Annotated in this window: 14 protein-coding genes and 2 pseudogenes; 5 read left to right on the forward strand and 11 right to left on the reverse strand. The window is 32.4% G+C overall.

What is annotated here, in order from left to right; genetic code table 11:
* Positions 1–54: 54 nt before the first annotated feature.
* Complete coding sequence (locus P256_RS06270; protein ID WP_023272846.1) at positions 55–1,386, reverse strand: ISNCY family transposase; 1,332 nt, start codon at positions 1,384–1,386, stop codon at positions 55–57.
* Positions 1,387–1,520: 134 nt separating this feature from the next.
* Positions 1,521–1,970: a GNAT family N-acetyltransferase gene (locus tag P256_RS06275; protein ID WP_023272847.1), complete on the reverse strand. Its 450-nt coding sequence runs from the start codon at positions 1,968–1,970 to the stop codon at positions 1,521–1,523.
* A 140-nt stretch (positions 1,971–2,110) separates the two neighbouring features.
* Between P256_RS06275 and P256_RS06280 the strand changes: the two genes are divergently transcribed.
* Both P256_RS06280 and P256_RS13110 read left to right on the forward strand, forming a co-directional pair.
* The gene (locus P256_RS06280; protein ID WP_023272848.1) at positions 2,111–2,479 is read left to right on the forward strand and encodes a hypothetical protein; all 369 of its coding nucleotides are present in this window, start codon (positions 2,111–2,113) and stop codon (positions 2,477–2,479) included.
* Positions 2,480–2,556: 77 nt separating this feature from the next.
* Positions 2,557–2,706 (forward strand): annotated as a pseudogene (locus tag P256_RS13110) (integrase core domain-containing protein); the annotation flags it as partial.
* Between the two features lie 151 nt (positions 2,707–2,857).
* Here the strand turns inward: P256_RS13110 and lysA are convergent.
* Positions 2,858–4,099 (reverse strand): diaminopimelate decarboxylase, encoded by a 1,242-nt coding sequence (gene lysA / locus P256_RS06285; RefSeq protein ID WP_023272849.1) that lies wholly within the window; start codon positions 4,097–4,099, stop codon positions 2,858–2,860.
* A 46-nt stretch (positions 4,100–4,145) separates the two neighbouring features.
* Positions 4,146–4,658: a GNAT family N-acetyltransferase gene (locus P256_RS06290; protein ID WP_023272850.1), complete on the reverse strand. Its 513-nt coding sequence runs from the start codon at positions 4,656–4,658 to the stop codon at positions 4,146–4,148.
* 188 nt (positions 4,659–4,846) lie between these two features.
* On the opposite strand from P256_RS06290, the gene P256_RS06295 reads away from it, so the two are divergent.
* On the forward strand, positions 4,847–5,764 hold the full coding sequence (locus P256_RS06295) for a LysR family transcriptional regulator (protein WP_023272851.1): 918 nt from the start codon (positions 4,847–4,849) through the stop codon (positions 5,762–5,764).
* Positions 5,765–5,894: 130 nt separating this feature from the next.
* Here the strand turns inward: P256_RS06295 and P256_RS06300 are convergent, their stop codons facing one another.
* From P256_RS06300 to P256_RS06330, 7 genes are all read right to left on the reverse strand, one after another.
* Positions 5,895–6,227, reverse strand: coding sequence for a type II toxin-antitoxin system HicB family antitoxin (locus tag P256_RS06300; protein ID WP_023272852.1), 333 nt, complete (start codon positions 6,225–6,227; stop codon positions 5,895–5,897).
* Complete coding sequence (locus P256_RS06305; protein ID WP_023272853.1) at positions 6,224–6,472, reverse strand: type II toxin-antitoxin system HicA family toxin; 249 nt, start codon at positions 6,470–6,472, stop codon at positions 6,224–6,226. Before P256_RS06305 ends, P256_RS06300 begins: the two co-directional genes overlap by 4 nt.
* A gap of 136 nt (positions 6,473–6,608) precedes the next feature.
* A complete protein-coding gene (locus tag P256_RS06310) occupies positions 6,609–7,043 on the reverse strand; it encodes a GNAT family N-acetyltransferase (RefSeq protein WP_023272854.1) in 435 nt (144 codons plus the stop codon).
* Positions 7,044–7,104: 61 nt separating this feature from the next.
* Positions 7,105–7,653 (reverse strand): GNAT family N-acetyltransferase, encoded by a 549-nt coding sequence (locus P256_RS06315; protein ID WP_023272855.1) that lies wholly within the window; start codon positions 7,651–7,653, stop codon positions 7,105–7,107.
* Between the two features lie 167 nt (positions 7,654–7,820).
* Complete coding sequence (locus P256_RS06320) at positions 7,821–8,351, reverse strand: isochorismatase family protein (protein WP_023272856.1); 531 nt, start codon at positions 8,349–8,351, stop codon at positions 7,821–7,823.
* A 143-nt stretch (positions 8,352–8,494) separates the two neighbouring features.
* The gene (locus P256_RS06325; protein ID WP_023272857.1) at positions 8,495–9,118 is read right to left on the reverse strand and encodes an FMN-binding negative transcriptional regulator; all 624 of its coding nucleotides are present in this window, start codon (positions 9,116–9,118) and stop codon (positions 8,495–8,497) included.
* A 368-nt stretch (positions 9,119–9,486) separates the two neighbouring features.
* Complete coding sequence (locus P256_RS06330) at positions 9,487–10,125, reverse strand: LysE family translocator (RefSeq protein WP_023272858.1); 639 nt, start codon at positions 10,123–10,125, stop codon at positions 9,487–9,489.
* A gap of 397 nt (positions 10,126–10,522) precedes the next feature.
* Here P256_RS06330 and P256_RS06340 point away from each other — a divergent pair.
* Positions 10,523–11,946, forward strand: a pseudogene (locus tag P256_RS06340) (aminotransferase-like domain-containing protein).
* A gap of 119 nt (positions 11,947–12,065) precedes the next feature.
* Positions 12,066–12,797, forward strand: a 732-nt coding sequence (locus P256_RS06345) for an ISNCY family transposase (protein ID WP_023272861.1), incomplete at its 3' end; no start/stop codon positions are given.

The raw sequence follows: 12,797 nt of genomic DNA on the forward strand, positions 1-12,797 counted from the left end.
TTGTTATTCACCAATTAAAATGTCTATGCGAAAACCCATTTAAAATGTCCTGTTTTAACTCAATGTGTCAAGCACAGGATTTAATTTTCTTTGTTCAATAATGGCCTGTTGAGCTTTACGATTCGGCATGTGTTTTGATCTCGAACGTTTATTTTGTTTTTCTAATTCCTCATGTTGTTCTTGAATATGAGAAAGTACAGCTCCTAAGCGTTTATTCTCAACAACTTCATGTTGCTGTAATTTAGATAATTTATTGAAAATGCGGTAAGTGATCTTTCGACCCTGATGCATGATTGCTACAGTTCCATCAGGGTATTCTAAGAATGAGATGTATTGGCCAACCAATTTTTGATTCAATTCCGTAGATTCCAGAATATAAATACATTTGTCATAAGTAATCGTTAGGCTCTTGGTGACTTTACGTGGCTCTTGCCAAGTAAAAATATCATCAAGTTCAATCTTAGATTCTATCAGTTGGCGATGTAAATTCTTTGGATTTCTCGCACATTTAGCAAACTTCTGATTGAATTGCTCAATGAAGCAGGGCAACCAAGCATTTGCCTCAGCAATTGAATGAATACCTTCCAAAAACATGTCTTTAATTAAACGATCCTGAAGGGTTCTATTGGCACGTTCTACACGACCTTTGGCTTGTGGTGAGTTGGCGAAGATGAGGTCGATATTTAAAGCACTGAGAATGCGCCCAAATTGCGTGATACTCGTATCTTTCGTTGATTTCTGATTCACCCTAAAGACTGAGTGCTTGTCGCTGTAAAAGGCCAATGGCTTGCCATATTGTTCAATATAGGCTCTAGTTGAAATCATATAATCAAAGGTTGTTTCAGCCTCACAAAAGCGTAGGTGTAACAGTTTTCCAGTTGCATCGTCGATATACACCAGCAAGCAGCATTTAGCAGCACGTCCTTCAAACCAATCGTGGTATGAGCCATCAATTTGAATTAACTCGCCAATGCAGTCACGGTTATAACGTGGCTGATAAGGACGTTTAGTGCGCTTAGAGCGCGGAATCCATAAATCATTTGCTGTCATCCAACGACGGACTGTTTCTACAGGAATATGAAAGCCGAATCTGCTACTGAGTTTCTCATGAGCCAATGTAGGGCCAAATCCAAGCAAATGTTCAGAAATTATCGCAAGACATTCAGACTTTATCGCTTCATCATAGCGGTGGTGGCCAGGTTGGCCACGATTTGCATGAGCCAAACCTGAAATACCATCTTGATTGAATTTCTGTACTAACCGAGTAATTTGACGGGTAGAAAGATTTAGAATTTCAGCAGCACGGACTTGAGTAATACGTTGATCTCGAACGTCTTGTAAAACGGCAAGGCGTTGAATTTCTTTGTCAGACATAGTGATCAGCATCTATATTTCATATCCAGTCCATGATGGGTTCACCATCATAAACTAGACATTTTTATTGGTGAGAATATAGACACTTTAATTGGGTTCTAACAAATTAAATTTCGCATAAAATCCATTATGTTAAGTGGGTGAATTTATGTATCAATTCTTATCATCTCTGCAATAGCTTTATTTCGATAAACTAAGTCATATCGAATTGGAAATCCCAGCTTTTCCCAAAATTGATTCCCACTTTCATTTTTTTCAAATACGACTAATGCAACTTTGTTAATTCCATTTTGTTGTAATGATTTTAAAGCTTCATTAACAAGTATCTTTCCGATCCCCATTTTTTGTGAATTTGGATGAACTGAGGTGTGATAAATATAGCCTCTACGCCCATCTGAGCCTGCCATTATTACACCAATTAACTTAGTATCAGAATTTGTGGCAACGAAACATGTATCTGGATTCCGTTGTAAAAATCTTGAAATTCCTTCTCTAGAATCATCTAAATTATTTAACCCCATTCCTTCACAAGACATCCATAATTTATATACATCATCATAGTCCTGAAGTTCCATTAAACGAGTTTGTATAGTCATTCATTAGTCCTGAAGTTCAATTGGGAGGCTTTGATACTTTAATCTTCCCCAAATCATATAAGGCGTGTTATATCTTATTAAATTAATTCATATACTTAATAAAATTTGGAAATTTTATTAAAATAAATAAAATTGATCATGTGCATATATACGTTGATGATACCAATCTAGCAGAATTATGGTATAGCAATATTCTTGGTTTTTGTCGTGATGAAGCTCTATATTTTTGGTTTGAACAAGGAGGGCCTTTAATTCTTAGCAATCATGAAGCATCTATTGCTTTGTTTAAAAGAAAATTTCAGCATCCTGGCCATACAGTAGCTTTTGATGTTATAGCTGAAAAAATGACTACACTAATAGATAATCTTAATAAAAACAAAATTAATTTTATTATTGGTGATCATGACATTTCAATGTCAGTGTATTTTTGTGATCTTTATAAAAATAAAATTGAAATTACTTCTTACGAATATGATTTAGCTAAAAAACTAATTAAGTCGGAAAAATAATCTCAACCCTTCCCTAATCTTCGGGAACATCCTCTAAGCTGATAATTAACGTTAGGCAATTTTTGTAATACTCACTAGGTAAGCCACAGCAGAATGCGTATATTGAACGTTATAATCGGATTATACGCTATAGCTGGCTAAGCAAGCATCTATTTGACACACAGGAAGAAATGCAAGACTATGCAACACGTTGGCTGTGGCATTACAATCATGAAAGACCACACTAAGCCAACAAAGGAAGGCCATCTTTAATGGCTGCTTAACCTCTACTTTTAACTTCGGTTATTTATGGGAGGATTACACATTTAGCTTAAAACTTTCAATTTATTGATACCTTTTTAGTCTAAACTTAGACTAGACCTAACTTTCACAATAAATCTAATCTAGTTCTAATTGGAAAAGTTGTGAAAAACTCTGTTTTTTTCTAATGATTTGATATTTTGACTCTCGTAATAAGAATTCTGGGGATAAGGGTTTGCTATTGTAATTACTGGACATGCTGGCACCATATGCACCGCAGTTATGAATAACTATTAAGTCTTCTATTTGAGGTTCAGGTATATTTATTTTTTGTGGTATACCTGATGAGTCTTGTGTAAAAACATCTCCAGATTCACATAATGATCCTGCGATGATACTAGGCTGAATAATAGTTTCCTCCTTAGTATCATTCTTTTTTATTAGAGAAATTCTATGTGAGCTGCCATACATTGCTGGTCGCATTAAATCATTAAACCCAGAATTAGTAATAACGAAATTATTACTCCCCATATTTTTTAATGCTCTTATTTCTGTAACTAAATAACCAGAGTCACTAACTAATAGGCTTCCAGGTTCAATCTCCAATATAATTCTTTTCTTATAGAAGCTTTCGATTTCTTTTCTAGCTTTATCCCATAATGAAAAATATTTTTCTATATCAATTTCTTTTTCATTATCTGTGTAAGGTACGGGTATTCCCCCTCCAGCTGAAATAGCTTGAATAGGGAAAGGACATTCTTTTGCGTGCTTTACCATTGCATCACAGACTTTGGATAGGTGATTATAGTCAGCACCAGAGCCTATATGCATATGTAAGCCCACCAGATTCAACTTGTACTTTTTTATTAGCTCATAACATTCATTTAAAGATTCATGCCAGTTACCATGTTTGCTATTAATACCTCCTGTATTGGTTTTATTACTATGTCCATGACCAAATCCTGGGTTAATTCTCAACCAAACACGATGTCCTTCTTTTACTCTTCCAATTTGCTCTAGCATTTGAGGCGAGCCCACATTTATAGGTATATTGAGCTCAATTACTCTACGAATTGTTTCATCATCAATAATATCGGATGTATAGACGATCGATGATGCTCGACCTTCTCTATTTGAAAATCCTGCCAAATTCGCTCTTTCAATTTCTCCTAATGATACTGAATCTACACATATCTCATTCTTTAACATGATTTTTAAAATATGGATATTAGAATTAGCCTTCTGTGCATATCTAATAACATCAAACTTTTTTAGAGATTGAATTCTTTTTAGAATTTTTGATTCATCATATAACCAAAATGGCGTACCAAAATTGTGCTTTATTTCTTGAATAGTGTTTTTTAACTCTTGGTTTAGCAAAAAGAAGATCCTTTTTATAGAAATTATTTAAAAGATATAACCCAACTTAATGAGTATTAAATGTAATGTTTGATTTAGATCCTAATTCGTATGTGCTACCACAGACTAAACTATAATGATCTGTATCAATCTCTTTACTAAAGCCAAATGACTCATATAAAGCTTTTGCAGTGCTATTATTTGATGATGTCTCTAATACTATAGTGTTAACTTTATTATTTTGAGCGAATATTTTAACGTGCTGTATTAAAGCTTTCCCAGCCCCAAATCTTCTAAAGTTTTCATCAATAAATAAGTCATTTAAAACATAAATTTTTTCCATATTTATCGAAGAAAAACTTGGGTAAACTTGAGCGAATCCTACAATCATATCATTTAGGTAAGCAGCAAAAATAAAGGCCTCTTTTTTTGTGAAACGACCTTTTATAAATTCGATTGCTCCATCTAAATCAGATTTTTTCTTGTAAAAGACTCTATATTTATCGAATAGTTTAGCAATATTTATAATATTACTGTTATTAGCAGGAATAACTTTAATAGTTGTGAGTTGGGTATTCATTTTTAATGCCTCTAAAACATCTTTTTAAAAGAGAGAAACTTTTTAACGTTTATAAATTTCTATGTATTACACAAATTTGTAGAGAATTAGCATTGGCTAGAAATTTAGATTGAAATAATATTAAACGGACTTAGTTTTAAGATAAAATACTAAAACTTCTACTCTCTATTCATTTTTGATATACCTAGATGCTCAGTTACAGACAATTAAATATTTTTGAAACCATTATGAATTGTGGTAGCACTTCTATGGCAGCAAAAATCTTATATACATCACAACCAACTATCAGCAGAGAGCTAAACCGTATTGAATATCAAATAGGTTTTAAGCTTTTTGAAAGACTTCAGGGAAGATTAAAGCCAACCCAGGAAGCATTTATAATATTTGAAGAATTAAAAGCTTCTAGAGTAGGATTAAATCGGGTTAATAGATTAATTGAGGATTTAAAACTAAAGGAAATAGGGGAGCTTTCTATTTGTTGTTTACCCTTCCTAGCTAATAGCTTCATGGCTAATACAATTAAAAAGTTTTCTCAAACGAATACAGATGTAAGTTTTACCATAGTTCCTCTTGAGTCACCGTATATAGAATCAGATTTATCCTCACAGATTTATAATTTAGGCTTAACAGAAATGGATCATGTGCCAGCAGGTACAACTTTGGTTCAAAAGTACCAATTTGAAGAAGTGTGTATTGTTCATTTAGATCATAGGTTAGCTAATCAAGATGTTATTACACCTCAAGATCTAGAAAATGAAGACTTTATCAATCTCTCTAAAACTGATCCATACAGAAGTCATATCGACTCTATTTTTCAAAAAGAAAATATTAAAAGAAAAATGTTAATTGAAACAAACAACGCTTCATCGGCATGTGCTCTGGTACACAATAATCTAGGGGTATCTATATTAAATCCAATTACCGCTCTAGAGGCCCATAAACAAGCTTATAGAATTAAGATAAAAAAATTTAGCGTACCTATCATATTTCATATATCTATTGTTGAACCTATTTATAGACCAAAATCCCTACTAACAGAACAGTTTCTTAAAGCAATTGATTGTGAATTTAAAACCATCACTAGAGATCTAAGTATAATCAAATAAGGATGCATAGGTCTAACATCTGGTTTAGGCTTCACTTTTTATTTTAGAGTCTTTCTGAGCTTAATATAATATTGATTATCAGAAGATAAAAATGGGAGCTAATGCCCCCATTTTACTGATTTTTAATAAATCATGCACCTAAACGCATTAGCTTTTCTTGAATCGCTTCACTTACAAAAGCATTAAGAGAGTTACTTGATGCTAAAACTGCCTTACGATGCATTTCAGGGCTGATGCGAACGTTAAATGTACCTTTGAACGGTTGGTCAGGGGCTTTACCTAAGTCAGTACATGACTCTAAATAGCAATCTACAGACTCCTGAAAAGCTTGCTCAAGGGCTTTTAGGGTTTCTGCCTCATAGGTAATAAGATCACGCATAAAGGCAAGTTTTCCAAATAGTTCACCTGTCTCAAGGTCAGGCTCAATTGTACCGAGATAGCCCTTATATTTTAAATAACTCATAAAAATCCCTCCTGCTTGAGTGCTTGTTTTACAGCTTTCAATGCCCCACCTTTGATTTCATTTTCAGGGTGTGGGCGGTGCAGTAAAATCATATGTCTAGTTTTATCATTGAAAAAACGAACACGAGATCCTGCCATTTCAGACTTTTCATAACCTAGCTGATTCAGTAAAACAACTAGATCCTTATACGAAAATGTATTTTTTGAATTTGTGAGCTTTTCAAGTAACTTTTCCGTTTTACTCATATCCTAGTTTCTAGTCATGCTACTATAGCAACTAATAATAGTTACTTTCTGGCAAAATTGCAACTAACAATAGTTGCGACACCATATAAATTCCATTATGTTAAATAGATAGGTCGGTGGATATTTACACAACTATTTACTGATAAATTTTAGGTTTATTTATTTCTAAAAAGTCTTCAGGTTTACCTAAATTTTGAAAATCAAATTTACGGTATAAGCCATGAGCATCAGAAGTTGCCAAAAGAACTCGTCTTAGTTTTTCTGATCCACTTCTATCTAAGAGCGCTTTTACAATTATCTTAGAATAACCTTTACCACGAAATTCAGGTTTAATATAGATATCTGCAATATAAGCAAACGTAGCATAATCTGTAATTGATCTACCAAAACCTATAAGCTGATTTTCTAATAGCAAGCCAATAGATAGAGAGTTCTCAATAGCTTTTTGAACGACTTCTTTAGGAATATCTTTCGACCAATATGTAGTTTTTAGGAACTGATGAACAATATCTAAGTCTATTTCACTTTTCTCATCTGTTACTCTTAGATTTTTACTAATTTGATGTTCCATATATTACTTCTTACTCTTATAAATATGAAAAAACTATAGCTTTCGTATAAGTATTTTTATATTAAATAGGATGTTTTTTATTCCACTCTTCTTTTGTTATCTCCCATAGCTCAGTATCAAGCTCGCCTGCTATATACTGTTTTTTACTAGTTGCTATCAACCTCATTCCCGAATTTTCAGATATTTTCTTTGATGCAAAATTTATCTTTGCTTTTGGTACACGTAGAACACTTTTATTAAGAGTATTAAACCAAAAGTCAGTGACTATCATACTTGCTTCTGTCATATAACCATTACCTTGCCATTTTGGTGTTAGCCAGAAACCTCGATTATCATCTTGTTGATCTGACAATGAGATCATTCCGATTATTATATTTGACTCTTTTTTATGTCGTATCGTCCAAAACCAAGCTTTTCCTTCTTCTGATCTAGGTAAAGCAATATTATTTAAATACTGGTAAGCACCATCGCTAGGGTATGGCCAAGGGAAAGTAGCAGCAAGATAACGAACAATCTCCCATTGAGGAAAAGTTATTTGAATCTGATCTGAATCTATTGACTTTAATGGATATAAGTAAAGGTTTTCTGTTTCAAATATGGGAGTCGTCATCGGAGTGATATTCTTTAGTTTTGTTAATCTTTTAGATTTAAGTGAATCGCTACTTTATCACTGCAACTCAAAGAATAGATAAATTTAATATGTAACCACTTAATAAATAGTTCTCTTAATTATTTTTGTTTTAAAAACCACATAGGAATAACTCGATATCTTTAACACTATATTTGACTACTATTTATGATTTTAGCAAAATCTGAGTTTAGAAGAGCAATCGTAACATCGTGAATTGTACTGCCCTTGATGCCTTCATTTGGTAAGTCAAAACTAATAATAGCATCATCGACTACAGACATTTTAAAACCTAGATCAGAACCATGTCTAACAGTTGAATTTATACAAAAACCTGTAATACCTCCAATAACAACTAATTTATCAATATTCATTTCTTTTAAGTAGCTTTCGAGGTTAGTTGATGCAAAAGCAGAAGAAGTATTTTTGATGAAAATAGGTTCTTTTATAATGCTTTTAGTGGCTTTCATCATTGGATAAAATTCTGAGTCTTTATGCAAAGTACTACCAAGAGGAATAGTTTCATGCATTACATGTATAACCAATTGATCACTATCTCTAAATTTTGTTAATACATCAACCATTTTAGTAATCACATTCTTTGGGGAAAAACTTATTCCTTTTTCTATCCTATTTTGAATAAAAATTTGCATATCAATTACCAATAGAGCTTGATTCACTTTATTATTTCCTTTGTAGAATATATCTTATTTATAGATAGATAATTTTTAGAGTATGAAAAATTTATCATAATAATTTTAGAGTCAGAATAAATTCTGCTCTAACTTCATTTAAATTTGTATTTTAAATACATAGAAATTATTTAATGCTTTTCAAGCCTTAACATGCTTTCAGCAATTTCATTTTTACCCCTTTGCTGTAAGTTTTTAATTACAGAGTTAAAATCTCTTTGCTCCCTATTTTGGCTTAATTTTGACTGAGCTTGAACTTTAGAAATAGTAATTTCAAAAACGATGAGGTCATTTAATTGATCCATTAAATACTCTTTAGGAGCATCAGACATTTTCCATCCTGAAGCGCCATTGGCTTCTTTCTCACTTATCTTTGTTAGCATCCCAATAGCTGCCAATTTACTTTTCGTATCTGAAAAATAATTAATAGTTCCATATACATGAACTGCTTGATAATTCCAAGTAGGTACTTTTTTATGATCTTCAAATTTACTTGGGTAATAATTAGCGGAAATATATGCATCTTCTGCCTTGAATATACATAGAACTTCTTGAGTGTCCGAAACTAGTGTTTTCATATCATTAATCATTGCAATATGACCGACTAAGACATTATCACTTCTCATTATTAAGGGTACATGTGTAGCAATAAGCCCCTTTGTAGTATTGGCAACTATACAAGCTAAAGGGTATTTCTTAATAAGGCCCATTATTTCTTCTGATCGAACTTCTTGGAAGTCATTTGGAATGTACATTTATTTTTAGGACTCGCCATTAAGTTAAGAGTAGATTTTTTCGATTTAAATATATTCTATTTTTTTTAGTTTTCCTACAATTAACATAATACGACTTATGTAAGATACTCAAAAGGGAGCTAATAGCTCCCTTTTCGTGTAATTTACCATTATGTTAAGTCTGAAATTTCATATTTTTATTATTAAACGATCAGCATCATTTTTATAATAGTTAATTCCTAAAATTGGTTCAAACATTGATGATTTTATAGCTGTTATTTCTGAAGTATGGATAAGCAAGGTTATAAAAATAATGGTAATAACTAAATTTTAGAACTTATAAAATAACTATTCAAAATTTTATTCAGATTAGACTTGATAAGATCATTTCAATATGAAGATAGAACCCTATTGATTATAAAAGAAAATGTTTCATAAATTGGGTAGACTATGGAAAATAAGAGAAGAAGTGACATAAGAATGTTAAACTTTCTAACTTTACTTTTATTATTAATAAACTGTTGTAGCTTGTCTCCAATATAGGCCCAAACTCCTACACTTGGAATACTTACAATCCCAAATACAATTCCTATAATAGCGAAAGTTACTATACTGCTTGAAGAACTAGTGTAGGTTGTAATGGCTCCCATAGTCATTATCCAAGTTTTAGGGTTAACCCATTGAAATAATGCTGCCTCAAGAAACTTAAGTGGTCTGCTACGTGTACTTCCATTCGTATTAACACTATCAGACTTAAATATTTGATAAGACAAATAAATTAAATAGAAAATACCAATAATTTTAACTATTTCAAATAGAATAGGAGAGGTTGTCAGAATAGTTCCTATGCCTAACCCAACAAGTGCTACCATTAAACCAAAGCCAATACCAATCCCTAAAATATGAGGAATAGTTTTTCTAAAACCAAAATTAATTCCTGAAGAAATAAGCATAATATTATTTGGCCCAGGTGTTACAGAGGTTACAAAGCAATAAGTTATGAAAGATAAAAATGCATATAAAGTCACAGGAAATCCCTTGGTATTTAATAATATATTTATCTAAATATCAATATAATCAATATTCAGATTATCCATAATCGTTTTAAACCCACTCCAAATACGAAACCATAAATTGCGGTAATTTTTATTGGAATATCAGGGTTTTTAACAAAAAAGTGTAATAGCACAAAGTAAAAATCTAAATCCGTAGTCCTAGTTTGATTACACTAGAATTTACCCCCCATATCATTGTTATCAGAATAGTCACCATAAAATATGATTAGCTTTCTACTTGAAATCCAAAATTTGATACTTAGCTAAAAAACCTTTTCTGTTGTTTTTAAATTTCGATAAAGCTCATTACATTTTAGTTTCTGGTATAAAGAAGTACAGATACAATTATTTTTTTAAAAAGAGTACAGATATGGCTTTTCAGTATCAAATTTTAGCTAATCAGATTGCCAAAAAAATTAGATCTGGAGAAATTCAACCAAATCAAAAACTTAATTCATTAAGGATTTTTTCAAAAAATCATAATATTAGTATGACTACAGCAAAAGCTTGTTATGAGTTATTAGAATCACAAGGCTTAATTTTTGTTAAATACAAGAGTGGATACTTTGTCAGAACAAATCAGGAACAAATCAGGAACAAATCAGTTTTCCAGTTCATCCTGAATTCATATCACATCCAAGAGAAATAACTAATTTGGAACTACAAAATGAAATATTGAGAGCATCAAATAAGAAAAATAAAATCCAGTTAGGAGCTATTCAGCTTGCTCCTCAATTAATCCCAACACAGACATTAAGAAGATCTTTTCAAAGAGCTCTAAAACATAGTTCACCAGAGGATTTTTTATACAATGACAATCAAGGACATATCAAGTTACGTCAAACTCTTTCAGACCACTATGCTGAAGATGGTATTTATATAGCAAAAGAATCAATTTTTATAACAAGTGGATGTATGCCTGCTTTGTCTACAATCATACAAGTGCTAACCCAAGTTGGGGATAGTATCATCGTTCCAATGCCAAATTATAATGGACAGCAATTATTACTTGCTAATTTAGAGAGAAAAATCGTAGAAGTACCTGCTTCATATAATGGAATTGATTTATATCGTTTGGAACAAACTATAGAAAGTTCAGGTGCAAAAGTATGTCTTTTAACAGCTAACTTTCAAAATCCTTTAGGTTTTTGTTTAACTAATGAGGAAAAATCGCTAATTGCTAAATTAGCTGCAAAGTATAAATGTTTTATTATTGAGGATGATATTTATGCTGAATGTGGATACGATCTACAGCGCCCTTTACCTATTCAATATTGGGATAAAGAAGGATATATTTTTCTTTGTAGCTCGATTTCAAAATCGTTATCGCCTGCTTACCGTATTGGTTGGTTTTTTTTACCTCACCAACAAGATCATCTTAGAGCTAAATTTTTATCACGCCTTGATATTGTAAGCACACCATTACAATTAGGATTAGCAGACTTTATTAACAGTAGATCATACAGAGCCCATTTAAATAGACTAAGGCCTATATTAATGGAACAAGTCGCAGAATATAGATTGTTCATTATTAAAGTTTTTGAGGACTTAGAAATAAAATTAACACAACCACAAGGAGGATATAGCTTATGGATTCAACTAGAACAGAAAATTGATAGCTTAAGTATTTATCAGTTTGCCAAAAAACAAGGAATTAATATTGTTCCCGGGGATGTATTTGGAGAGGATAGAAAATATTCTAACTTTATAAGAATAAATCTAGGATATCCTTTAGATCCACAAATATCTAAAGGGATAATAGCTCTAAAAAACTTCATAAGAAATAACTATTAACATAATATTGATTATCTGAATTAGTTTTGTTAGAACCCAATTAAAGTGTCTATATTCTCACCAATAAAAATGTCTAGTTTATGATGGTGAACCCATCATGGACTGGATATGAAATATAGATGCTGATCACTATGTCTGACAAAGAAATTCAACGCCTTGCCGTTTTACAAGACGTTCGAGATCAACGTATTACTCAAGTCCGTGCTGCTGAAATTCTAAATCTTTCTACCCGTCAAATTACTCGGTTAGTACAGAAATTCAATCAAGATGGTATTTCAGGTTTGGCTCATGCAAATCGTGGCCAACCTGGCCACCACCGCTATGATGAAGCGATAAAGTCTGAATGTCTTGCGATAATTTCTGAACATTTGCTTGGATTTGGCCCTACATTGGCTCATGAGAAACTCAGTAGCAGATTCGGCTTTCATATTCCTGTAGAAACAGTCCGTCGTTGGATGACAGCAAATGATTTATGGATTCCGCGCTCTAAGCGCACTAAACGTCCTTATCAGCCACGTTATAACCGTGACTGCATTGGCGAGTTAATTCAAATTGATGGCTCATACCACGATTGGTTTGAAGGACGTGCTGCTAAATGCTGCTTGCTGGTGTATATCGACGATGCAACTGGAAAACTGTTACACCTACGCTTTTGTGAGGCTGAAACAACCTTTGATTATATGATTTCAACTAGAGCCTATATTGAACAATATGGCAAGCCATTGGCCTTTTACAGCGACAAGCACTCAGTCTTTAGGGTGAATCAGAAATCAACGAAAGATACGAGTATCACGCAATTTGGGCGCATTCTCAGTGCTTTAAATATCGACCTCATCTTCGCCAACTCACCA

Source organism: Acinetobacter nectaris CIP 110549 (genome assembly GCF_000488215.1).
GTDB lineage: Bacteria > Pseudomonadota > Gammaproteobacteria > Pseudomonadales > Moraxellaceae > Acinetobacter > Acinetobacter nectaris.